19 protein-coding genes and 1 tRNA gene are annotated in these 23,078 nt (G+C 63.6%); 5 read left to right on the forward strand and 15 right to left on the reverse strand.

Going from position 1 to position 23,078, the window contains the following annotated elements:
- Positions 1-22: 22 nt before the first annotated feature.
- From pstB to BTH42_RS17820, 8 genes are all read right to left on the reverse strand, one after another.
- Positions 23-871 (reverse strand): phosphate ABC transporter ATP-binding protein PstB, encoded by an 849-nt coding sequence (gene pstB, locus BTH42_RS17785; protein ID WP_075301752.1) that lies wholly within the window; start codon positions 869-871, stop codon positions 23-25.
- Between the two features lie 17 nt (positions 872-888).
- Complete coding sequence (gene pstA / locus BTH42_RS17790) at positions 889-1,785, reverse strand: phosphate ABC transporter permease PstA (protein WP_075301754.1); 897 nt, start codon at positions 1,783-1,785, stop codon at positions 889-891.
- A complete protein-coding gene (pstC, locus tag BTH42_RS17795) occupies positions 1,782-2,783 on the reverse strand; it encodes a phosphate ABC transporter permease PstC (RefSeq protein WP_075301756.1) in 1,002 nt (333 codons plus the stop codon). The genes pstA and pstC overlap by 4 nt, the downstream gene beginning before the upstream one ends.
- Positions 2,784-2,953: 170 nt before the next feature.
- The gene (pstS, locus tag BTH42_RS17800) at positions 2,954-3,985 is read right to left on the reverse strand and encodes a phosphate ABC transporter substrate-binding protein PstS (protein WP_075301758.1); all 1,032 of its coding nucleotides are present in this window, start codon (positions 3,983-3,985) and stop codon (positions 2,954-2,956) included.
- Positions 3,986-4,484: 499 nt separating this feature from the next.
- Entirely contained in the window at positions 4,485-5,846 is a 1,362-nt protein-coding gene (glmM, locus tag BTH42_RS17805) for a phosphoglucosamine mutase (RefSeq protein WP_075301760.1), read from the reverse strand.
- Positions 5,847-5,874: 28 nt separating this feature from the next.
- Positions 5,875-6,777, reverse strand: coding sequence for a dihydropteroate synthase (folP, locus tag BTH42_RS17810; RefSeq protein ID WP_075301812.1), 903 nt, complete (start codon positions 6,775-6,777; stop codon positions 5,875-5,877).
- Between the two features lie 83 nt (positions 6,778-6,860).
- Positions 6,861-8,750: an ATP-dependent zinc metalloprotease FtsH gene (gene ftsH, locus BTH42_RS17815; RefSeq protein ID WP_075301762.1), complete on the reverse strand. Its 1,890-nt coding sequence runs from the start codon at positions 8,748-8,750 to the stop codon at positions 6,861-6,863.
- 189 nt (positions 8,751-8,939) lie between these two features.
- Positions 8,940-9,602, reverse strand: coding sequence for an RlmE family RNA methyltransferase (locus tag BTH42_RS17820; protein WP_075301764.1), 663 nt, complete (start codon positions 9,600-9,602; stop codon positions 8,940-8,942).
- A 199-nt stretch (positions 9,603-9,801) separates the two neighbouring features.
- On the opposite strand from BTH42_RS17820, the gene BTH42_RS17825 reads away from it, so the two are divergent.
- Complete coding sequence (locus tag BTH42_RS17825; RefSeq protein ID WP_075301766.1) at positions 9,802-10,332, forward strand: YhbY family RNA-binding protein; 531 nt, start codon at positions 9,802-9,804, stop codon at positions 10,330-10,332.
- Positions 10,333-10,429: 97 nt separating this feature from the next.
- On the opposite strand, the gene BTH42_RS17830 is transcribed toward BTH42_RS17825, so the two are convergent.
- From BTH42_RS17830 to gloB, 7 genes are all read right to left on the reverse strand, one after another.
- The gene (locus BTH42_RS17830) at positions 10,430-10,939 is read right to left on the reverse strand and encodes a DUF4149 domain-containing protein (protein WP_178392194.1); all 510 of its coding nucleotides are present in this window, start codon (positions 10,937-10,939) and stop codon (positions 10,430-10,432) included.
- Between the two features lie 20 nt (positions 10,940-10,959).
- Positions 10,960-11,436 carry a transcription elongation factor GreA gene (gene greA / locus BTH42_RS17835; protein ID WP_062127755.1) on the reverse strand — a complete coding sequence of 159 codons (477 nt, stop codon included), beginning with the start codon at positions 11,434-11,436 and terminating at the stop codon, positions 10,960-10,962.
- A gap of 151 nt (positions 11,437-11,587) precedes the next feature.
- Complete coding sequence (gene carB, locus BTH42_RS17840; protein ID WP_075301770.1) at positions 11,588-14,839, reverse strand: carbamoyl-phosphate synthase large subunit; 3,252 nt, start codon at positions 14,837-14,839, stop codon at positions 11,588-11,590.
- A gap of 148 nt (positions 14,840-14,987) precedes the next feature.
- Positions 14,988-16,142, reverse strand: coding sequence for a glutamine-hydrolyzing carbamoyl-phosphate synthase small subunit (carA, locus tag BTH42_RS17845; protein WP_075301772.1), 1,155 nt, complete (start codon positions 16,140-16,142; stop codon positions 14,988-14,990).
- Between the two features lie 464 nt (positions 16,143-16,606).
- Positions 16,607-17,848 (reverse strand): nitrate/nitrite transporter, encoded by a 1,242-nt coding sequence (locus BTH42_RS17850; protein ID WP_075301774.1) that lies wholly within the window; start codon positions 17,846-17,848, stop codon positions 16,607-16,609.
- A gap of 253 nt (positions 17,849-18,101) precedes the next feature.
- Positions 18,102-19,793 (reverse strand): transglycosylase SLT domain-containing protein, encoded by a 1,692-nt coding sequence (locus BTH42_RS17855; RefSeq protein ID WP_075301814.1) that lies wholly within the window; start codon positions 19,791-19,793, stop codon positions 18,102-18,104.
- A 158-nt stretch (positions 19,794-19,951) separates the two neighbouring features.
- On the reverse strand, positions 19,952-20,743 hold the full coding sequence (gloB, locus tag BTH42_RS17860; protein WP_075301776.1) for a hydroxyacylglutathione hydrolase: 792 nt from the start codon (positions 20,741-20,743) through the stop codon (positions 19,952-19,954).
- Positions 20,744-20,761: 18 nt separating this feature from the next.
- Between gloB and BTH42_RS17865 the strand changes: the two genes are divergently transcribed.
- The 4 genes from BTH42_RS17865 (at position 20,762) to BTH42_RS17880 (ending at position 23,008) form a co-directional block, all read left to right on the forward strand.
- Complete coding sequence (locus BTH42_RS17865; protein WP_075301778.1) at positions 20,762-21,616, forward strand: class I SAM-dependent methyltransferase; 855 nt, start codon at positions 20,762-20,764, stop codon at positions 21,614-21,616.
- Positions 21,613-22,059 carry a ribonuclease HI gene (gene rnhA, locus BTH42_RS17870; protein WP_075301780.1) on the forward strand — a complete coding sequence of 149 codons (447 nt, stop codon included), beginning with the start codon at positions 21,613-21,615 and terminating at the stop codon, positions 22,057-22,059. The genes BTH42_RS17865 and rnhA overlap by 4 nt, the downstream gene beginning before the upstream one ends.
- 91 nt (positions 22,060-22,150) lie before the next feature.
- Positions 22,151-22,885 (forward strand): DNA polymerase III subunit epsilon, encoded by a 735-nt coding sequence (gene dnaQ / locus BTH42_RS17875; protein WP_075301782.1) that lies wholly within the window; start codon positions 22,151-22,153, stop codon positions 22,883-22,885.
- 48 nt (positions 22,886-22,933) lie between these two features.
- A tRNA-Val gene (locus BTH42_RS17880) sits at positions 22,934-23,008 on the forward strand.
- Positions 23,009-23,078: the final 70 nt, after the last annotated feature.

Here is a 23,078-nt window from a genome sequence, read left to right on the forward strand (position 1 = left end):
CGTACTCCGTAGTTTGCCCGGGTTAGCCGAAGCGGCCCGTGATGTAGTCCTCGGTTTCCTTGCGAGCCGGCTTGATGAAGATCTTTTCGGTATCGCCGAATTCGATCAGCTCGCCAAGGTACATATAGGCAGTGTAGTCCGAACAGCGGGCCGCCTGCTGCATGTTGTGAGTGACGATCACCACCGTGTAGTCGCTCTTCAGTTCGGCGATCAGCTCTTCGATACGGCCGGTCGAAATCGGGTCGAGCGCCGAGCACGGTTCGTCGAGCAGCAGCACTTCGGGACGGATCGCGATGCCGCGCGCGATACACAAACGCTGCTGCTGACCGCCGGACAGACCGTAGCCGCTCTGGCCGAGCTTGTCCTTCACTTCGTTCCACAGCGCCGCCTTGGTCAGCGCCCATTCGACGCGATCGTCCATTTCCGAGCGCGACAGCTTCTCGAACATCTTCACGCCGAACGCGATGTTGTCGTAGATCGACATCGGGAACGGGGTCGGCTTCTGGAACACCATGCCGATCCGTGCGCGCAGCAGCGAAATGTCCTGGCGCGTGGTCAGCAGGTTTTCGCCGTCCATCACGATTTCGCCTTCGGCGCGCTGCTCCGGATAGAGCGCGTACATCTTGTTGAAGGTGCGCAGCAGCGTGGACTTGCCGCAGCCCGACGGGCCGATGAACGCGGTCACCTTGCCTTCGGGGATCTGCAGATTGATGTTCTTCAGCGCGTGATATTTGCCGTAGAAGAAGTTCAGGTCCTTGACCTCGATCTTCGGACGCGACGGCGTTTGCGCCTGGCCGCTCTGCACGGGGTCGGAGCCGGCGGGCGCGGCGACGTGCCCGATCGGATTCAGTTGGGTTTCTGCCATATTCATCGGATTACACTCCGCCCTTACTTGTTCGAGAAGATCGTGCGCGCGAGGACATTCAGTCCGAGCACCGCGAGCGTGATCAGGAAGACGCCGGCCCACGCGAGCGATTGCCACTGCGCGAACGGACTCATCGCAAACTTGTAGATCGTGACCGGCAGGTTCGCGACCGGCTGGCCCATATCGACCGAGAAGAACTGGTTCGACAGCGCGGTAAAGAGCAGCGGCGCGGTTTCGCCGGCAATCCGCGCGACCCCCAGCAGCACGCCGGTGACGATACCCGCGATCGACGCCTTCAGCGTGATCGACAGCACCATCTTCCACTTCGGCGTGCCGAGTGCGAACGCCGCTTCACGCATCGCGTTCGGCACCAGCTTGAGCATGTTCTCGGTGGTGCGGATCACGATCGGAATCTGCAGCAGCGCGAGCGCGAGCACGCCGGCCCAGCCGCTGAAGTGGCCCATCTTCGCGACCACCAGCGCATACACGAACAGACCGATCACGATCGACGGCGCCGACAGCAGGATGTCGTTGATGAAGCGCGTGAGGCTCGCGAGCCAGCCCTTCTGGCCATATTCGGCGAGATAGACGCCCGCCATGATGCCGACCGGCGTGCCAACGAAGGTCGCCAGCGCGACCAGCATCAGGCTGCCGACGATCGCGTTGGCGAGACCGCCGCCGTCGGTGTTCGGCGGCGGCGTCGACTGCGTGAACAGTTCGACCGACAGACCGCCGATACCGAGTCGCAGCGTCGTATAGAGAATCCACACGAGCCACAGCAGACCGAAGGCCATCGCCGCGAGCGACAGCGTCAGCGCGATCGCGTTGGTGAAACGGCGGCGTCCTTGCAGGCGCGTGCGCATCGCTTCGAGTGTCGCCGGATCCTTCAGACCCGGCATGTTCAGGGACGGCCCGCTCATTTCGCACCCTCCCCTTTCTCGAGGCGCAGCAGCATGACTTTCGAAATCGACAGCACGATGAAGGTAATCACGAACAGGATCAGGCCGAGTTCCATCAGCGCCGACGTGTGCAGGCCCGGGTCCGCTTCCGCGAACTCGTTGGCGAGCGCCGACGTGATGCTGTTACCCGGCGAAAACAGCGAAATATTGTCGAGCAGGTTGGTGTTGCCGATCACGAAAGTGACCGCCATCGTCTCGCCGAGCGCGCGGCCGAGGCCGAGCATCACGCCGCCGATCACGCCGGTCTTGGTGAACGGCAGCACGATCTTCCACATCACTTCCCACGTCGTGCAGCCGATCCCGTACGCCGATTCTTTCAGCAGCACCGGCGTGACTTCGAACACGTCGCGCATCACCGACGCGATGTACGGAATGATCATGATCGCGAGAATCACACCCGCGCACAGAATGCCGATGCCGATCGGCGGGCCGGCGAACAGCGCGCCGATGATCGGAATACCGCCGAGCACGGTGCCGAGCGGTTTCTGGAACCACTGCGCGAAGATCGGCGCGAACACCAGCAGACCCCACATGCCGTACACGATCGACGGAATCGCGGCGAGCAGTTCGATCGCGATGCCGAGCGGGCGGCGCAGCCACGCGGGCGAGAGTTCGGTGAGAAACAGCGCGATGCCGAAGCTGACCGGCACCGCGATAAGGAGAGCGATGAGCGAGGTGGCGATGGTGCCGTAGATCGGTACCAGTGCGCCGAATTGCTTGCTGGGTGGATCCCAGACGGCCGTCCACAGGAACGCGAGACCGAACTCGCGGATCGACGGCATCGAGGCGACGATCAGCGACACGATGATGCCGCCGAGCAGCAGCAGCGTCACGATGGCGGAAAGGCGTGCGAGGCCGCCGAAGATCACGTCGCCCGAGCGGCCGGGCGCTTTCTGCTGCGACGCGCTGCCAGGCGGAGTGGCCCGGCTCGTGCCGGACGCTAAATGAATATCGGACATGAGAGCCTGAGGGACCTGTTTCCAGTTGCGGGACCGAACCTGTCGGGCGGCCAGCGATGCTACGGCACGTGCCGGGTTAATGTCATTGGCCGTCCCCACACGGGGACGGCCAGGGTACTACAGAACGCGGTACCGGAGCACCGCGTCGCGCGCTATACGCGCTTTGCCCTTCAGTCGGCGATCGCCTTGCCCGCCGAGTCCTTCACCTTCTGCTTCCACTGCGTGCGGATTTCCGACACAACCGATTCCGGCAGCGAGATGTAGTCCAGATCGTTCGCAGCCTGGTTGCCGTTCTTGAACGCCCAGTCGAAGAACTTCAGCGTTTCGGTGCCTTGCGGCGCCTTGTCCTGCGTGGTGTGCAGCAGCACGAACGTCGCGCCGACGATCGGCCATGCGTTCTTGCCCGGCTCGTTGGTCAGGATCTGGTAGAACGACTTCGACCAGTCCGCGCCGGCAGCCGCCGCCTTGAACGTGTCGGTCTGCGGCTGAACCACGGTGCCGGCTTCGTTCTTCAGCGCGACGTAGTTCATGTGGTTCTGCTTCGCGTACGCCCATTCGACGTAGCCGATCGAGCCCGGCAGACGCTGCACGAATGCCGCGACGCCGTCGTTACCCTTGCCGCCCGTGCCGGTCGGCCAGTTGACCGTCGAACCTTCACCGACCTTCGACTTCCATTCCGGGTTGACCTTCGACAGGTAGTTCGTCCAGATGAAGCTGGTGCCCGAACCGTCGGCGCGGCGCACCACGGCGATGTCCAGATCCGGCAGCTTGACCTTCGGGTTCAGCGCGACGATCGCCGGGTCATTCCACTTCTTGATCTTGCCCAGGTAGATGTCGCCGAGCACCTGACCCGACAGCACCAGCTCGCCCGGCTTCACGCCCGGCACATTGACCGCCGGCACCACGCCGCCGACCACCGTCGGGAACTGGAACAGGCCTTCTTTCGCGAGTTCGTCGTCCTTCAGCGGAGCGTCCGAACCGGCGAAGTCGACGGTCTTCGCGACGATCTGCTTCACGCCGCCCGACGAACCGATACCCTGATAGTTGACCTTGCCGCCGCCGGACTTCTGATAAGCATCAGCCCACTTCGTGTAGATCGGTGCTGCGAACGTGCTGCCCGCGCCGGTGATGTCTGCGGCTTGCGCTGCGATTGCGAAGAGCGCGCCAGCGACGCCAGCGAACACGGTGTGCATCAATTTCATGAGACCTCCAAGGGGTGTAAGCGTGTGGTGTGAGCGTTATCACGAACACCGCGAAGCTTAGGGTCTCTTTATGACAAAGCCGTGACTAATCGTGAAACAGACGTGACAGTTGTATTACTCGCTGAAAGGTGGCTCGAGCGGACGAAACGATGCTTGGGCGATGCGCCTGGCATTGCGGCCAGCGTTGCGCTCGACGTTGCGTACAGATTAGGCGAAAAAGATGGGGCGCGAACGTTTGCGCGGGGGGACTAGGGGAAATTGAGGGGTGGCACGCTGGAGGAGACGTGCGCGGGGAGTGACAGGGTATCGGTTCCTGCTCGCCGGTTTTTTTCTGATGCGCGGGACTGGCTGGCTGGCTGGCTGGCTGGCTGGCTGACTGGCTGACTGGCTGACCGGCTGACTGGCTAACTGGCGGGCTGGCGGATAAGCGAACGGCGGGACGCGTTACTCGCCGCCCCGCCGCCTGTTCCAGCCCTACCTCGGCCCGCGAAACATTCGCTCAGGCCGCGGTCGCATCCCTCACCGCGTCGGCAATCGCTTCCGAATGCTGTTTCGCATCGGCGGCGTTCTGGGCCTCGACCATCACGCGCAGCACCGGCTCGGTACCCGACGCGCGGATCAGCACGCGGCCGCGGCCGTCGAGCGCGCTTTCGGCCGACTTGATCGCGCGACGGATCGTCTCGCTGCCCTTCCAGTCCGCGTCCGGCTTCATCCGCACGTTGATCAGCTTCTGCGGGAACAGCGTGACGCCGTCGAGCAGTTCCTCCAGCGACTTGCCGCTGCGCTGCATTGCCGCGAGCACCAGCAGCGCGGACACGATGCCGTCGCCGGTCGAATGGCGGTCGAGCGACAGAATATGGCCGGAGCCCTCCGCGCCGAGCTGCCAGCCGTGCTCGCGCAACTGCTCGAGCACGTAGCGGTCGCCGACCGCGGCCCGCACGAACTTCACGCCGGCGTTCTGCAGCGCGACCTCGACGGCCATATTGGTCATCAACGTGCCGACCGCGCCTTCGACGTGCCCGGCGGTCGCAATCCGGTCCTTGACCAGCACGTACAGCAGCTCGTCGCCGTTGTAGAGCCGGCCGGATGCGTCGACCACCTGCAGGCGGTCGGCGTCGCCGTCGAGCGCGATGCCGAGGTCCGCGTGGTTCGCGCGCACCGCGCGCACCAGCGCGTCGGGGGCGGTCGCGCCGACCCCGTCGTTGATATTGAAGCCGTTCGGCGCGACGCCGATCGGAATCACTTCCGCGCCGAGCTCGTGGAACACGTGCGGCGCGACGTCATATGCGGCGCCATGCGCGCAATCGACGACCAGCTTCATCCCGCGCAGGTCGTACGCGGCCGGAAACGTGCTCTTGCAGAACTCGATGTAGCGGCCGGCCGCGTCGTCGAGACGGCGCGCCTTGCCGAGCTGCTCGGAGGCCGCGCACGCGAGCGGCTGCTCGAGTTGCTCCTCGATCTGCGCTTCGACCTCGTCCGGCAGCTTGTTGCCGTCGGCCGAGAAAAACTTGATGCCGTTGTCGTAGTACGGATTGTGCGACGCGCTGATCACGACGCCCGCGGCAAGCCGCAGCGCACGCGTCAGATAGGCGATACCGGGGGTCGGCATCGGGCCGGCCAGCATCACGTCGACGCCGGCCGCCGAAAAGCCCGACTCCAGCGCGGCTTCGAGCATATAGCCCGACACGCGCGTGTCCTTGCCGATCAGCACGGTCGGCCGTGCGCCGGTCTTTGCCCACTGGTCCGCGCCGGCGAGCACCTTGCCGGCCGCGTAGCCGAGCCGCAACACGAACTCCGGCGTAATGGGCCCTTCGCCAACCTTGCCTCGAATCCCGTCCGTACCGAAGTAACGACGTGCCATCTTCAATCTCCCCTATATGACTGCGGGCTCAAGCACCGTGTGCGCGGCTCGCGTTCGCCGCGTCGCGCAGGGTGGCCCATACTTTCAATGCATCGACTGTTTGCGCGACATCGTGCACGCGCAGAATCGCGGCGCCGCGCTCGGCCGCGCACACCGCCGCGGCGACGCTGCCGGCGACCCGCTCCGGGGCCGGCCGCCCGATTACCGCGCCGATCATCGACTTGCGCGACATGCCGGCGAGAATCGGATACGGCGACGCGGCGCGCGGCGCCGTGTCCCGCAGCCGCGCGAGCAGCGCATAGTTGTGCTCGACGATCGCCTTGCCGAAGCCGAAACCCGGATCGACGCTGATGCGCGCACGCGCGATTCCGGCCTGCTGCAAGGTCTCGACGCGCTCTTCGAGGAAATCGCGGACCTCGCCGACGACGTCCCCATAATGCGGTTCGCCGAGCTGCATGGTCTGCGGCTCACCGAGCATATGCATCACACAAAGCCCGCAGGCGCTGTCGCGTACCGCATCGATCGCGCCGGGCATCCGGAAACCCCAGATATCGTTGATCAGATCGGCGCCCGCGCTCAACGCATGACGCATCACTTCCGGCTTGTACGTATCGATCGACAACGGCACGTTCGCGCCGTGCAGAGCCTCGATCAGCGGCAACACGCGCTCCAGCTCTTCGTCGAGCGGTACCGGCGGCGCGCCGGGACGGGTCGACTCCCCGCCGATGTCGATGAGGTCTGCGCCGTCGCGCACCATCTGCTCGGCCTGGCGCAGCGCGTCGTCGCGCAACGTGTATTTACCGCCATCGGAAAAGGAATCGGGCGTGACGTTCAGAATGCCCATCACCAGCGGGCGTTCGAATGTCAACTTGAAGCGGCCGCATTGCAGCGGCTCGGGAAGCGGTGCGGAAGAAAAATCGGCTGTCGACACGTAGCAGTACTTCACTTAGAACGGACAAATACAAAACGGGCCGGTGTGCTACACACCGGCCCGCACTTTCTACTGGCTGCCTATCAGGCCGGGGCGGTCGCGCTACCCGGCTTGACTTCGGTACCCGTGCTACCGCCCGACGAGGCATCGCTTGCCGACGGCGGCGAGCTCTTCGGCGAACGCGGCGGACGGCCTGCCATGATGTCGTTGATCTGATCGGCGTCGATCGTTTCCCACTCCATCAGCGCGGCGGTCATCGCTTCGACCTTGTCGCGGTTTTCGTCCAGCAGGCGCCGTGCGAGGTTGTACTGCTCATCCAGCACGCGACGGATTTCCGCATCGACCTTCTGCTGCGTCGCTTCCGAAATGGTCCGCGTGAAGCCGCGGCCGAACGGCGAAGCGTCGTTTTCGTCGTCGACGTAGACCATCGGTCCGAGCGCATCGGTCATCCCGAAGCGCGCGACCATTGCACGAGCCGTCTGCGTCGCCTTGTTGAAGTCGTCCGACGCGCCGGTGCTGATCAGGTTCAGGAACAGCTCTTCAGCGACACGGCCACCGAACAGGATCGCGAGACGGTCGAGCAGATAGTCCTTCGAGTACGTTTCGTTGTCGTGCTCCGGCAACTGCCAGGTCACGCCCAGCGCACGGCCGCGCGGAATGATCGTGACCTTGTGCACCGGATCGGCCTTCGGCAACAGCTTGGCGATCACCGCGTGACCCGATTCGTGATACGCGGTAGCGCGCTTCGATTCTTCGCGGATCACGGCCGACTTGCGCTCCGGACCCATGAAAATCTTGTCCTTCGCATCTTCGAAGTCCGTCATCTCGACAATGCGCTTGCCGCGGCGTGCCGCGAACAGAGCCGCTTCGTTCACGAGGTTCGCGAGATCGGCGCCCGAGAAGCCCGGCGTGCCGCGCGCGATCACTGCCGCGTCGACGTCGTTCGAGATCGGCACCTTGCGCAGATGCACCTTCATGATGTGCTCGCGGCCGCGGATGTCGGGCAGACCGACATACACCTGGCGGTCGAAACGACCCGGACGCAGCAGCGCCTTGTCGAGCACGTCGGAACGGTTGGTTGCGGCGATCACGATCACACCGGAGTTCGCTTCGAAGCCGTCCATTTCGACCAGCATCTGGTTCAGCGTCTGTTCGCGCTCGTCGTTGCCGCCGCCCATGCCGGCGCCGCGATGACGACCGACCGCGTCGATTTCGTCGATGAACACGATACACGGTGCGTGCTTCTTGGCCTGCTCGAACATGTCGCGCACACGAGCCGCGCCGACACCAACGAACATTTCAACGAAGTCCGAACCCGAGATGCTGAAGAACGGCACCTTCGCCTCGCCAGCGATCGCGCGGGCAAGCAGCGTCTTACCGGTTCCCGGCGGGCCGACCAGCAGCACACCACGCGGAATCCGGCCACCGAGCTTCTGGAATTTCTGCGGATCGCGCAGGAAGTCGACCAGCTCCGACACCTCTTCCTTCGCTTCGTCGCAACCGGCGACGTCGGTGAAATTGATCGCGTTGTTGTTCTCGTCGATCAGACGCGCACGCGACTTGCCGAACGAAAACGCCCCGCCTTTGCCGCCCCCCTGCATCTGCCTCATCATGTAGAACCAGAAACCGATGATCAGAATCGTCGGCCCGAGGTAATACAGCACGGACATCAGTGCATTGGGTTCGTCGTCAGCCTTGCCGCTCACCTGTACGCCATACTTCATCAGATCGCCGACCATCCAGATGTCGCCGGGCGACACAATCTGGTATTTCTGGCCGTCTGCTGGAGTGACCGTGAGGTTCCGCCCCTGGACAATGACGTTCTTGACTTTGCCGTTCTTCGCGTCGTCCATGAACTGCGAATAGGAAACGCCTTCCTGGACACGGGGCTTGTCGAACTGCTTGAACACCGTAAACAGCACCAGTGCGATTACCAACCACACTGCTGCTTTCGAAAACATATTGTTGTTCAAAGCACCACTCCTTCACTTAGACGGGCGCCTACATTTGCCTTGCGGCACCACGAAAGCATTCTAATCCAGTCCGCAGACCCCTGCCATAACGTTTCACTACCACAGAAATAGGGCAGCGGGCCGTTTTAACGCCGGTTTGGAACGTGTTGCTCCCGGCGCTGGCAGAGATTGAGTCGTCCGGCTGCGCCCCTATGCGAGACGCTTCAGATGCTTACCCAAAATAAATGTTTCTGACGATTTATCCCGCGACGCTTTCGGCTTGCGGGCCCCCACTACCTTGAACTGGCGCTTGAACTTTTCGACAATCTGACTATAACCGCTGCCGTGAAAGCATTTGACTAAAAGGGCACCATCCGGTTTAAGGTGATTTTGCGAGAATTCGAGCGCGAGATCGCACAAATGCTCGATCCGTGCCGCATCCGCGATCGCCACGCCGGACAGGTTGGGCGCCATATCCGAAATTACAAGGTCCACCTGGCGCTCGCCGACCAATTCTTCGAGCTGGACCAGCACCGAGTCTTCGCGGAAATCGCCCTGGATGAAGTGAACGTCGGCAACCGGCTCCATCGGGAGGATATCGAGCGCAATAATCGTGCCGTCGATCCCGCCCTCGCGCTCCGCGTTGCGCTGCGAGCCGCTCGCCAGCTTGTTGCGCGCATACTGGCTCCAGCTGCCCGGCGTGGAGCCGAGATCGACAATCACCTGCCCCGGGCGGATCAGCTTGTCCTGCTCGTCGATTTCCTTGAGCTTGTAGGCCGCGCGGGCGCGATAACCTTCCCGCTGCGCCATTTTGACGTACGGATCGTTGATGTGGTCATGCAGCCACGCGGTGTTGAACTTGTTTTTTGCCATTAAAGATTGAACTATTGCTGCGTCGTGTCGCGCTTTAGGGGATAATACGCGGTTAATTTCGCGCGGCCATCGCCAGACTGGCGAGCAGCCGCGATTCTGATGTTCTGACGCGCGCCCTGTCGAATCGAACCGTCCCATTCAGCCAAGCAATCGGACGAACACGCAGGAGCCGCCATTTTAGTCGAGTCTCCTACTTTCCATGCCAGCCCTCAAAGTCTCTTCCGATCAACGCGCCGAGTTGCGCTCCCAGGCACATGCGCTCAAACCGGTCGTACTTGTCGGCGCCGAAGGTTTGACCGACGCGGTGCTCACCGAAATCAAGGTGCACCTTGCCGCGCACCAGCTGATCAAGATCCGCGTGTTCGGCGATGAGCGCGACGAACGGATCGCCATCTACGAACAGATCTGCGACACGCTGAACGCCGCGCCGATCCAGCATATCGGCAAGCTGCTGGTGATCTGGAAGCCCGAAGCGGCGCAGCCGGCCACGCCCGCGGCCAAACGCGGCGCGCTGCCGAGCGCTCGCGAAGCGGCGACCGAAGCCAATTCGTCCAAAGGACGTGCGCCGCGCGTGGTCAAGGTCGTGAAGCCGACCGACGTGCCGATGCGCAAGCCGCGAGCCAAGGCAGTGCTGGTGCGCGGCAACGAGCGCGTCACGCAAGGCGGCAACATCAAGCGCGCGAAAAAGCGTCAAACCAGCGCGAAGCGCTCGCATCAGTCGTCGAAGTAAGCGGGATTGCAGGAAGGTGCGGACGGCGTCCGCACCGTTGTGACACACAAGCAGTAGCGACATAACCGATCGAGCGACGATCAGTCCACCGCAAGCCTCAGCCGACCGCCTTCCCGGCGACCCGCCGAGCGCCCTCTTCCTCAGCCGCCGCACCGACGCGAGCCGGCAGCAACCACACCAGCGCCAGACCCAACAGACTCTGAATCAGATAGAACAGGCTCGACACTCCGTGCAGCATGCCGAAGCGTGCCGCATACGCCGAATGACCGACGTCGGTGCCCGCTTCGAGCGCCGCCACGCGAATCGCATTCATGAATGGCTGCAGCGCGAAGTAGCCGACCAGCACGCACACGAGCATGCCCGCGACCAGCCACCGCACCCGCCGATAGGCATCGGCACCGCGCCGCACCAGCAGATTGGCGAGCCCCAGCAGCAAAATGCCGCAAACGACACCGATCACACCCTCGATGCGAAACAGCTGCGCGGCCACTTCGCCCGCGGTCGAGCGGTCGAGCGTCGTAAACAGCACGGGCGCGACCGCATAGCCGATAGTCAGCAGGCTACCGACCCACACCATCGTCAACAGACGGAAAAATCGATGCGGCATCAGGGACACCGGCGCCATCCTCAGACGTAGCTGACTGCGATGATTTCGTATTCGCGCACGCCACCCGGTGCCTGCACCGACGCGACGTCGCCTTCCGACTTGCCGATCAGCGCACGCGCAATCGGCGAGCTGATCGAGATCAGACCGTGGTCGATGTCCGCTTCGTCGTCGCCGACGATCTGGTACTTGACCGACGCGCCCGACTCCAGATCTTCGAGTTCGAGCGTCGCGCCGAACACCACGCGGCCATCCGCTTCCACTTGCGACGGATCGATCACCTGCGCGCCGGCAAGCTTCGATTCGATTTCGGCGATGCGGCCCTCGATGAAGCCCTGCTTTTCCTTCGCCGCGTCGTATTCCGCGTTTTCCGACAGATCGCCCTGAGCGCGCGCTTCCGCGATCGAGTTGATGACCGCCGGACGTTCAACCGATTTCAGGCGCTGCAATTCATCGCGCAGCATGTCTGCGCCGCGCTTCGTCAATGGAATAGTGCTCATAAACAACTCTGGAGGCAAAAAACGGCCGTAAAAAAAATCACCGCGGTTAAGTGCATTCCGCGAAAGCCGCGCCCGGAACAAACTCGGGTCACAGCACCTGCGGAACGCCGCTTAACCGCGGCACGTACATCTTGGACTGACAGTCGAAGCCTTAGTTTAGGCGAGCGTGGAGTCCTTGTAAATCATAGACTTCCAGGTTCTTCAGATAACGCAGACCTTCGACCGCCGCGCGTGCGCCGGACATCGTCGTGTAGTACGTGACCTTGTTCGCCTGCGCGCTCATGCGGATCGAACGCGAATCGGCGATCGCCGCGCGGGTTTCGTCGACCGTCGTGAAGACCAGTGCGATCTCGCCGTTCTTGATCATGTCGACGATGTGCGGACGGCCGTCCTTCACCTTGTTGACGACCTTGACCGGCACGCCGGCCGCTTCGATCGCGGCAGCCGTACCCTTGGTCGCGACGATCGGATAGCCGAGCTCGTGCAGCATGCGCGCGACTTCGACCGCCTTCGGCTTGTCGGCATCCATCACGGTCAGCAGCACCGTACCCGACTCCGGCAGACGCGAACCCGCCGCGAGCTGCGACTTGAACAGCGCTTCACCGAAGGTCTGGCCGACACCCATCACTTCGCCGGTCGAACGCATTTCCGGTCCGAGCACCGGATCGACCGCCGGGAACTTGACGAACGGGAACACCGCTTCCTTCACGCTGAAGTACGGCGGCTCGACTTCCTTGGTCACGCCCTGTTCGGCGAGCTTCTGGCCGACCATCGCGCGCGCCGCGATCTTCGCGAGCGGCAGGCTGGTTGCCTTCGACACGTACGGCACCGTACGCGATGCGCGCGGATTCACTTCGAGCACGTAGATGATGTCGAGCTTCGAGCCATCGGCCTGCGGCACCTGCTGGATCGCGAACTGCACGTTCATCAGGCCGACCACGTTCAGCGCCTTCGCCATCGCGGCGGTCTGGCGCTTCAGTTCGGCGATAGTTTCCTTCGACAGCGAATACGGCGGCAGCGAGCAGGCCGAGTCGCCCGAGTGCACGCCTGCCTGTTCGATGTGCTCCATCACGCCGCCGATGAACACGGCTTCGCCATCGGAGATGCAATCGACGTCGCATTCGATCGCGTCGTTCAGGAAGCGGTCGAGCAGCACCGGCGAGTCGTTCGACACCTTCACGGCCTCGCGCATATAGCGCTCGAGGTCGCGCGGCTCGTGAACGATTTCCATCGCGCGGCCGCCCAGCACGTACGACGGACGCACGACGAGCGGATAGCCGATTTCGTCGGCCAGCTTCAGCGCTTCGTCTTCAGCGCGCGCGGTGCGGTTCGGCGGCTGGCGCAGACCGAGGTCCTGCAGCAGCTTCTGGAAACGCTCGCGGTCTTCGGCCGCGTCGATCATGTCCGGCGACGTGCCGATGATCGGCACCCCGTTCGCTTCGAGATCGAGCGCGAGCTTCAGCGGCGTCTGGCCGCCGTACTGGACGATCACGCCGACCGGCTTTTCCTTGTCGACGATTTCGAGCACGTCTTCGAGCGTCAGCGATTCGAAGTACAGACGGTCGGACGTGTCGTAGTCGGTCGATACGGTTTCCGGGTTGCAGTTGACCATGATCGTTTCATAGCCGTCCTCGCGCATCGCGAGCGCGGCATGCACGCAGCAGTAGTCAAACTCGATACCCTGGCCGATCCGGTTCGGGCCGCCGCCCAGCACCATGATCTTCTTGTTGTTGGTCGGGTTCGCTTCGCACTCTTCCTCGTAGGTCGAGTACATGTACGCGGTCTTCGTTGCGAACTCGGCCGCGCAGGTGTCGACGCGCTTGTAGACCGGGCGCACGTTCAGCTCGATACGGCGCGCGCGCACGTCGGCCGGCTTCGCGCCGAGCAGCTTCGCCAGACGGCGATCCGAGAAACCGCTTTGCTTCAGGTACTTCAGCTCTTCCTTCGACAGGCTCGCGAGCGTGCGGCCGGCCAGCGCCTTTTCCTTCAGGATGATCTGTTCGATCTGCGCGAGAAACCATGGGTCGATCGCGGTTTCTTCGAAGATTTCCTGCGCGCTCATGCCGACGCGGAACGCATCGCCGACATACCAGATCCGGTCCGGACCGGCTTCGCCGATCTCACGGATGATCTCGTCGCGATTGGTGGTCTTTTCGTCCAGACCGTCGACGCCGACTTCGAGGCCGCGCAGCGCCTTCTGGAACGATTCCTGGAACGTGCGGCCGATCGCCATCACTTCGCCGACCGACTTCATCTGCGTGGTCAGGCGCGAATCGGCTTCGCGGAATTTTTCGAACGCGAAACGCGGGATCTTCGTAACGACGTAGTCGATCGTCGGTTCGAACGATGCCGGGGTCTGACCGCCGGTGATTTCGTTCTTCAGTTCGTCGAGCGTGTAGCCGACTGCGAGCTTCGCCGCGACCTTGGCGATCGGGAAGCCGGTCGCCTTCGACGCCAGCGCCGACGAACGCGACACGCGCGGGTTCATTTCGATCACGATCATCCGGCCATCTTTCGGATTGATCGAGAATTGCACGTTCGAGCCGCCGGTGTCGACGCCGATCTCGCGCAGCACCGCGAGCGATGCGTTACGCAGGATCTGGTATTCCTTGTCGGTGAGCGTCTGCGCCGGCGCGACGGTGATCGAGTCGCCGGTGTGGATGCCCATCGGGTCGAGGTTTTCGATCGAGCAGACGATGATGCAGTTGTCCGCCTTGTCGCGGACCACTTCCATCTCGTACTCTTTCCAGCCGAGCAGCGATTCTTCGATCAGCAGCTCGCGCGTCGGCGACAGATCGAGACCGCGCTTGCAGATCTCTTCGAATTCGTCGCGGTTGTATGCGATACCGCCGCCCGAGCCGCCCAGCGTGAACGACGGACGGATCACGACCGGATAGCCGCTACCGGTTTCGGCCGCGATCTTCGCCTGCACCGCGAGCGCTTCTTCCATCGAATGCGCGGTGCCCGACTTGGCCGAACCGAGACCGATCTTGGTCATCGCGTCCTTGAACTTCTGGCGGTCTTCCGCCTTGTCGATCGCTTCCGGCGATGCGCCGATCAGCTCGACGTTGTATTTCGTCAGCACGCCGTGCGCGTGCAGATCGAGCGCGCAGTTCAGCGCGGTCTGGCCGCCCATCGTCGGCAGGATCGCGTCCGGGCGCTCCTTCGCGATGATGCGCTCGACCACTTCCCACGTGATCGGCTCGATGTAGGTCACGTCGGCCGTGTTCGGGTCGGTCATGATCGTCGCAGGATTGCTGTTGACGAGAATGACCTTGTAGCCTTCCTCACGCAGCGCCTTGCATGCCTGCGCGCCCGAGTAATCGAACTCGCACGCCTGGCCGATGATGATCGGACCCGCGCCGATGATGAGGATGCTTTTAATGTCTGTCCGCTTGGGCATAACGCTCTCGCTAAATATTCCTGAATTCTTTCCGTCGGCGCGCGCCGTTGTCACGTAGCGCGCGCTATTGCGCGGCGAGCCCGCCGCGCTTTTGCCGCGGGCTCTGGCGACGACCTCGGTCGCCGCGCCCCCGCTCCGCGTGCTGGCGTTACGCCGCCGCGCTCTTGCCGTTCTTGTGCGCGTCCATCAGCGCGGTGAAGCGGTCGAACAGGTACGCGACGTCGTTCGGACCGGGCGACGCTTCCGGGTGACCCTGGAAGCAGAACGCCGGCTTGTCGGTCAGCGCGAAGCCTTGCAGCGTGCCGTCGAACAGCGACGTGTGGGTCACGCGCGCGTTGGCGGGCAACGTGGCGGCGTCGACCGCGAAACCGTGGTTCTGCGACGTGATCACCACGCGGCCGTCTTCGAGATCCTTGACTGGATGGTTCGCGCCGTGGTGGCCGGTCTTCATCTTCATCGTCTTCGCGCCGACCGCGAGGCCCATGATCTGGTGACCGAGGCAGATGCCGAAGGTCGGAACGCCGCGCTCGATGAATTCCTTCGCCGCCGCGATCGCGTAATCGCACGGTTCCGGATCGCCGGGGCCGTTCGACAGGAACACGCCGTCCGGATTCAGCGCGAGTGCATCGGCGGCGCTCGCCTGGGCCGGCAGCACCGTCACGTGGCAGCCGCGCTCGGCCAGCATGCGCAGGATGTTCTGCTTGACACCGTAGTCGAACGCGACGACGCGGTACTTCGGCGCCTTCTGCTCGCCGTAGCCGGTGCCCAGGCGCCATTCGGTGCGGGTCCACTCGTAGCTTTGCTGCGTCGACACGACCTTCGCGAGGTCCATGCCGGCGAGGCCCGGGAACGAGCGCGCGAGTTCGATCGCTTTCGCTTCGTCGTCCGAACCGGCGAGGATCGCGCCGTTCTGCGCGCCCTTGTCGCGCAGAACGCGGGTCAGCTTGCGGGTGTCGATGCCGGCGATGGCGACTACACCTTCGTCCTGCAGATATTGCGGGAGCGTGCGCTCCATGCGGAAATTCGACGCGAGAACCGGCAGATCACGGATGATCAGGCCGGCGGCATGGACTTTCGTCGCTTCGACGTCTTCGGCGTTCACGCCGACGTTGCCGATATGCGGGTACGTGAGGGTTACGATCTGGCGCGCGTAGCTCGGGTCAGTCAGGATTTCCTGATAGCCGGTGATCGCCGTGTTGAACACGACTTCGCCAATGGTGTGCCCGGGGGCGCCGATCGAATAACCACGAAAGACCGTGCCGTCGGCGAGCGCGAGGAGAGCGGGAGAAAATGACGGCAACACGGGAGACTCCTTGGGGGAACACCCTGTTGCCACCTGTCTGTCCGATTGCGAGCCGCAGCGAAACGCATTGTGAATGCGCGCGCAGACTCGCTCGCGTGCTGCCGGTGACGTTGCAAGGGGGCGCAAACGGTCCATTGTGTGGACGATTCGACTGGGTGCGGGGCCCTTCTTGCTACGCTAATGGCGCGCGGCGGATGAACGGTTGGGGAGAGGTAGGCGCTAGGGTGCGGGTTGATAAGCTCAAACCTTGAAATTATAGCCTGAATCCGCCCTTCCCTCCAAATCTGAGATAGGACGCGGACTCGGGGCGCCCCCCTCGGCGTACGCTCGAAGTCTTGCCTGGCGCGCCTTTCAGCACCTCCCGGCGGCACTTTAAGTGACCTCGATCGACTAGCCGCTGCGGGGACGAAACCCAAAAAATGTCAACTCACCGGTTCGCCACGCGACAGCGCTCAAGCCTCCCCTCAAGCCTCCTGCTCGGCACGCAGTTCGGCCGACCGGGTCGCCTGCCGGCCCGGCAACACGTACCAGATCGCGCTCAGCACCTGCAGCGCCACCAGAATTTCCCACGCGGTCAGATGCGCGACCGCCGGATAGCGGCCGCCGATCGCCGGCCAATGCGACAGCACCGCGCCCACTCCGATCTGGAAACCGAAGATCAGCAGAAAAATAATCAGCGTCAGCGTCGTGTTGACCCGGCCGATCATCTGCGCGGGGAAATGGCGCGCCATCACCGCATAGCTCAGGATGCCGGTGCCGCCGAAAATCCCATACGCGGCCCACAGCAAACTCGCCGGCAGCGGCGCCTGAAACATGATCAGCAATTGCGTGAGCACATACAGCGCCATACCGATTCCGCAGAACGCATACAGCGAGATGCCGCGCCGCTCGAGGCTGCGCGCCGCCGCGCCGAAACCGACACAGCCGGCCATCATCGCGAAACCGAGGATCGACACCAGCGCCGCGGCCTCGTGCGGCTCGAAACCCTGCACGTCGCGCAGCCACGCGCCGACCCACAGCGACTGCATCGCGTAGAACACGCCTTGCGTGACCACCGAAAACGACGCGATTTTCCAGAACGCCGCGCTGCGCAGAATATGCCAGGTGCCCTTGAATTGCGCGGCGAGGCTGGCCTGTCGATGCGTGTCGCGTGCCTCCGGCGCGAGCGTCCATTGCGCGAGTGCGACCAGCACTGTCAGCACGCCGAGCCCGACGCACACCGTACGCCAACTCGAGAAACCGAGTACCCACGTCAGCGGCGAACCGACCATCACGCCACCGAAGCCGCCGATCGCCATCACGAGTCCGTTCATCAGCGGCAGACGCGCGGCGGGGAAATGCTGCGCGAGCGCCTTGAACGCGGCGCCGAGGCACACCGACACGCCGACGCCGATCAACAGCCGTCCGATCATCATCATGCCGAGGCTGTGCGCGGCGCCGAACACCCAGATGCCGAGCGCCGCGAACAGCAGCGTGACGGCCGTCACACGACGCGCGCCGAAGTGATCGAGCAACACGCCGGCTGGAATCTGCGCGCCCGCGAAACCGAGAAAATAGAGGCTGGTCAGCACCCCCAGATCGGCTGCCGACAGCCCGAGATCGTGCGTGATGAACGGCGCGAACCCAAGGTTGACGCCGCGAAACACATAGGAGACGAAATAGCCGGCGGAAAAGAGCAGAAAGACGCGCAGTTGGGTCGACGACATAAATCTGGTTGAGCTTTTTGGAAGAGCGGGAAAGTCGGGTGGATCGGGGCGGCACGACATGGCGAACCCGGCCGCCGCGATCGAGGCCTCCACGATAAAGCAAATGCGCGCAATCCGCCGCAAATGGTCTGCGCAATGAAAAACGCCGTCACCTCAGGTGACGGCGTCAGATGAACACGGTGCGTGATCGGAGCGCAATCCATGCGCTGCCCCCGCAACGCATGTGGTCACTACCGTGGGAGCCGCTATTGGTCTATTTACCCTTCTTCTTCGCGTTGGCCACGGTCTTCGGGCGGCTCTCTGCCGCGGCCTTCGACGCCTTCCCGGACGTGGACGCCGACACCTTCGTCACCTTGCCCTTGCTGCTCGCGGCGGACGCCTCAGCCTTGCTGCCCTTGGCGACCGGCTCGGCGACCTTGACGATGGAAGAACGGCCATGCCCTTTCTTCTTATCGTAGCGCGATTCGCTACGGGTGTCTGCGACACGGGTGCCGATCTTCTGCACGCCGCCGCCCTGCACGTCGGTCGCGATCTTTTCCGGACCCGGCTCGCTCGGGATCGCCCGGCCGACCGGCACGTGCAGCACGACCACCTGGCCGCGCGACACCGAATCGCGACGCGTCTTGTTCCACGCCTTCAACTGACCGACCGACACCCCATAGCGCACCGCGATCGCGGCCATCGACTGGTTGCGGCGCACGCGGATCAGCATCTTGCGGGTGTCGGGAACGTCCGGCTCCATTGCGAGCACCGCGCTTTCCGCGACGTCCGCGCTGATGTCCTCGTCGTCGTCCGTGCCGCGCGGAACGACGATCGTCGAGCCCGGCTTCAGGCGCATGCCGACCGGAATCTTGTTCACTTCCATCAGCGTGTCGGCATCGACGCCGATCTTTTGCGCGATCGCCGCCGGCGTCGCGCGCTGGTCGACCGTGTAGGTGGTCCACGACGACAGCGACCCGGTGTACGCCTTCAGATTGCGCTCGAACGCCGACGCGTTGTCGAACGGCAACAGGATCTGCGGCTGGGTCGCGCCGAGAATCACCGGCTTTCTGAACGACGGGTTCAGCGAGCGGAATTCGTCGGTCGACATATTGGCGAGCCGCGACGCGACGTCGACGTCGATGTCGTGCGAGGTCGTCACCGTCACGAAGTACGGGTGGTTCGGGATGGTCGGCAGCGTGAGGCCGTACATCTGCGGGTTCATCACGAGATTCTTGACCGCCTGCAGCTTCGGCACGTAGTTACGCGTCTCGTTCGGCATGCGCAGACTCAGATAGTCGGTCGGCAGACCAGCCGCCTCGTTGCGCGCGATCGCCCGCTGCACGTTGCCCTCGCCCCAGTTGTAGGCGGCCAGCGCGAGCTGCCAGTCGCCGAACATGTCGTGCAGCTTCGACAGATAGTCGAGCGCGGCGCTGGTCGACGCGAGCACGTCGCGGCGCTCGTCCTGCCACATGTTCTGCTTGAGGTTATAGGTGCGGCCGGTGCCCGGCATGAACTGCCACATGCCGGCCGCCTTCGCGACCGACAGCGCCTGCGGGCTATACGCGGATTCGATGAACGGCAGCAGCGCGAGCTCGGTCGGCATATGGCGCGTCTCGAGTTCCTCGACGATGTGATACAGGTACTTCTGCGAACGCTCGGTCATGCGCTGCACGTAGTCCGGGCGCTGCACGTACCAGTTCAGCTGCATGTCGACGAGGTCGGTCTGCAGATCCGGCATCTGGAAGCCGCGACGAATGCGGCCCCACAGATCGGCGTCCTGGCTCGTCAGCTGTGTGACGGAACCCTGGTCGACGTTGATGGTTTCTTTAGCGGTGGCGTTCTTGCGAAGGGAATCGGCTACTGCTTGCTTGCTGGCGGGGGTGTTGGCGGTATTCGTTGTCGGTCCCTGACTCGCGCAGGCGGCGAGTGTCAGGACCAATAACGCACTAAAGATAAATCGCATGAACGTCTCGGCTTCCACAAGGGCTGGAATTTGCAGCCGATAGTACGAAACGGCAACGTTTCCGTCAATCGGAAAATCGAGAAAAAAATCAAACAAATCTTGGGCTTGGCGAATTTTTCCGACTCATCGCTTGAACATCGCCCGGAATGCGGCACGAATCAGCGGAAGCGATTCTTCCATTCGCGCATCAGCGTAAACGCGGCCAGACGGTCAGAAACCGTTTCGTGCAACTGCTCGCGCAGGCCCGCCTGGACCGTCGCTTCGCCGGCGCGCAGGAACGGATTGACCGCGCGTTCGTGGGCGATCGTGGTCGGCACGGTCGGCTGGTGGCGCGCCCGCAGTTCGCTCGCGCGGTCGCGCCACGCCTGCAACGCGGTGTTGTGCGGTTCGCAGGCGAGCGCGAAACGGATGTTCGACAGCGTGTACTCGTGCGCGCAATGCACTTCGGTCGTGCCGGGCAGCGCGGCGAGCGAGTCGAGCGAGGTCAGCATCTGCGCCGGTGTGCCTTCGAACAGCCGGCCGCAACCGCAGGCGAACAGCGTGTCGCCGCAGAACACATGCGGGGTGCCGTTCGGATCCGCAGCCTGGAAATAGGCGATGTGTCCGCTCGTATGGCCGGGTACGTCGAGCACGCTGAATTCGAGCGCGGGCGCCGCAATGATCACCCGGTCGCCGTTTTTCAGACGCTGGGTAACATGCGCAATCGCCTCGCCGGCGGGGCCGTAGACCGGTACGTCCTGGCCGTTCAGCAGATCGGCCAATCCGCCGACGTGGTCTTGATGATGGTGCGTGAGTAAAATAGCGCTCAGCCGCCAGCCTCGTTGGGCCAGGTAGGCGCGCACAGGGGCGGCATCGCCCGGATCGACGACGACCGCATGGCGTCCGTCGGCAATGACCCAGATGTAATTGTCCTCAAACGCCGGGACCGGTACGTACTCGAGCGCATTCATAGGCGACGCATTCTAGATATGACTGACCGAGCGATTATAGACTGGCCCGCCTGGACCGATTCGCCGCCTGGCCGCTACGTGCTGCAGTGGGAACAGACCCAGCTCGACCGGGTGGTGTCGGACGTGTTCGGCTATCATGCGCTGCAACTCGGGCTGCCGCAGCTCGACGCGCTGCGCGAAAACCGCATGCCGTGCCGTGGCCTCGTGCTCGATGCGGCGAGCGGCGCGAGCGCGCCGTACACCTATCCGCGCACGGCGCGCGCCAACCTGAACGGCATGAACGGCAACGCCGCGCCGCCGCAAGGTTCGGCCGGCCTGCACGCCCCGGCCGAACGCAGCGCGCTCTGGTGCGATCTGCTCGACCTGCCGTTCGAAGCGCAAAGCGTCGACCTGATCGTGATGCCGCACACGCTCGAGTTCACGAGCGACCCGCACCGGCTGCTGCGCGAAGCCGAGCGCGTACTGATGCCGGAAGGCCAGTTGATCATCCTCGGCTTCAATTCGTTGTCGCTGTGGGGCGTGCGGCAGTCGGTCGGCAAAATGACGGGCCGCCCGTTCGTGCCGTCCGCCGTCGATCTGATCGCGTTCACGCGCCTGAAGGACTGGATCAAACTGCTCGGCTTCGATCTTGAACGCGGGCGCTTCGGCTGCTATCGTCCGCCGCTCGCGAGCGAACAGTGGCTCGCGCGCTACGGCTTCATGGAGGCCGCCGGCGACCGCTGGTGGCCGATTTTCGGCGCCACCTACATGATCAAGGCGATCAAGCGCGTGCGCGGCATGCGCCTCGTCGGCCCGCTCAAGGTGAAGAAGCCCGTGCTTGCCGCGGGCCTCGCGCCCGCCGCCACCCCCAATACACGCAATCACATCGAATGACTCCGGATCACATCGACATCTATACCGACGGCGCCTGCAAGGGCAATCCCGGCCCCGGCGGCTGGGGCGCGCTGCTGCGCTTCGGCGCGCAGGAAAAAGAGCTGTTCGGCGGCGAAGCCAACACGACCAACAACCGGATGGAGCTAATGGGCGTGATCGCCGCGCTCGAAGCGCTCAAGCGTCCGTGCAAGGCGGTCGTGCACACCGACTCGCAGTACGTGCAGAAAGGCATCAGCGAGTGGATCCACGGCTGGAAGAAAAAAGGCTGGGTCACCGCGGCGAAGCAGCCGGTCAAAAACGCCGACCTGTGGAAACGGCTCGACGCGCTGGTCGCGCAGCACGAGATCGAATGGCGCTGGGTGCGCGGGCATAACGGCCATCCGGAGAACGAGCGCGCCGACCAGCTCGCCAATCGCGGCGTCGCATCGCTCGCGCAGGTCTAAAACCGCTGGCCGCGTGGCCGGCCGCCGTTAGCGGCGCGCCCCGCCCTCTCCGATTTTTTTCGCAATTTTTTTCGCAGCAGGCTAATCCGACATGCGTCAACTCATCCTCGATACCGAAACCACCGGCCTGAATGCGCGTGGCGGCGACCGGATTCTCGAACTCGGTTGCGTCGAGCTGGTGAACCGCCGGCTCACCGGCAACAACCTGCACTTCTACATCAACCCCGAGCGCGACAGCGATCCGGGCGCACTGGCGGTGCACGGGCTGACCACCGAGTTCCTGAGCGACAAGCCGAAGTTCGGCGAGATCGTCGACCAGTTCCGCGACTTCATTCAGGGCGCGGACCTGATCATTCACAACGCGCCGTTCGACATCGGCTTTCTCGACGCCGAGTTCGCGTTGCTCGGCCTGCCGCAGGTGAAAACGCACTGCGGCGAAATCATCGATACGCTCGCGCGCGCCAAGCAGATGTTCCCGGGCAAGCGTAATTCGCTCGATGCGCTGTGCGACCGCTTCGGCATCAGCAACGCGCACCGTACGCTGCACGGCGCACTGCTCGACTCGGAACTGCTCGCCGAGGTCTATCTGGCGATGACGCGCGGCCAGGAAAGCCTCGTCATCGACATGCTCGGCGAAGCGCAAAGCAGCGGCGCCGCCGATACGCCGCGCGTCGCGCTTGAGTCGCTCGAACTGCTGGTGGTCACCGCGAACGATGAAGAAATCGCCGCCCACGAAGCGGTGCTCGACGGTCTCGACAAGGCGATGAAAGGCGCGAGCGTCTGGCGTTTCGAACCCGCTCCGGCAACCGATGAGCAAATTACTTAAAAAGTACTAGACGAACTCGAAAAAGCCTGACATAATTTCAATCTCTTCGGGTGGTTAGCTCAGCGGTAGAGCACTGCCTTCACACGGCAGGGGTCACTGGTTCGATCCCAGTACTACCCACCAGATTCTTGGTGTGTCGATCACCGAAGACAAAAGGGCTTACGCAGCAATGCGTAAGCCCTTTTTCTATTGG

Origin of the sequence: Burkholderia sp. SRS-W-2-2016, from assembly GCF_001931485.1 — a bacterium.
Classification (GTDB): Bacteria; Pseudomonadota; Gammaproteobacteria; order Burkholderiales; family Burkholderiaceae; genus Paraburkholderia.

Bases quoted from the DNA above. Each gene is read 5' to 3' on its own strand.
- pstB (WP_075301752.1), bottom strand. From the start codon at position 871: ATGAATATGGCAGAAACCCAACTGAATCCGATCGGGCACGTCGCCGCG.
- pstA (WP_075301754.1), bottom strand. From the start codon at position 1,785: ATGAGCGGGCCGTCCCTGAACATGCCGGGTCTGAAGGATCCGGCGACA.
- pstC (WP_075301756.1), bottom strand. From the start codon at position 2,783: ATGTCCGATATTCATTTAGCGTCCGGCACGAGCCGGGCCACTCCGCCT.
- pstS (WP_075301758.1), bottom strand. From the start codon at position 3,985: ATGAAATTGATGCACACCGTGTTCGCTGGCGTCGCTGGCGCGCTCTTC.
- glmM (WP_075301760.1), bottom strand. From the start codon at position 5,846: ATGGCACGTCGTTACTTCGGTACGGACGGGATTCGAGGCAAGGTTGGC.
- BTH42_RS17820 (WP_075301764.1), bottom strand. From the start codon at position 9,602: ATGGCAAAAAACAAGTTCAACACCGCGTGGCTGCATGACCACATCAAC.
- BTH42_RS17825 (WP_075301766.1), top strand. From the start codon at position 9,802: ATGCCAGCCCTCAAAGTCTCTTCCGATCAACGCGCCGAGTTGCGCTCC.
- BTH42_RS17830 (WP_178392194.1), bottom strand. From the start codon at position 10,939: ATGCCGCATCGATTTTTCCGTCTGTTGACGATGGTGTGGGTCGGTAGC.
- greA (WP_062127755.1), bottom strand. From the start codon at position 11,436: ATGAGCACTATTCCATTGACGAAGCGCGGCGCAGACATGCTGCGCGAT.
- carB (WP_075301770.1), bottom strand. From the start codon at position 14,839: ATGCCCAAGCGGACAGACATTAAAAGCATCCTCATCATCGGCGCGGGT.
- BTH42_RS17850 (WP_075301774.1), bottom strand. From the start codon at position 17,848: ATGTCGTCGACCCAACTGCGCGTCTTTCTGCTCTTTTCCGCCGGCTAT.
- BTH42_RS17855 (WP_075301814.1), bottom strand. From the start codon at position 19,793: ATGCGATTTATCTTTAGTGCGTTATTGGTCCTGACACTCGCCGCCTGC.
- gloB (WP_075301776.1), bottom strand. From the start codon at position 20,743: ATGAATGCGCTCGAGTACGTACCGGTCCCGGCGTTTGAGGACAATTAC.
- BTH42_RS17865 (WP_075301778.1), top strand. From the start codon at position 20,762: ATGACTGACCGAGCGATTATAGACTGGCCCGCCTGGACCGATTCGCCG.
- rnhA (WP_075301780.1), top strand. From the start codon at position 21,613: ATGACTCCGGATCACATCGACATCTATACCGACGGCGCCTGCAAGGGC.
- dnaQ (WP_075301782.1), top strand. From the start codon at position 22,151: ATGCGTCAACTCATCCTCGATACCGAAACCACCGGCCTGAATGCGCGT.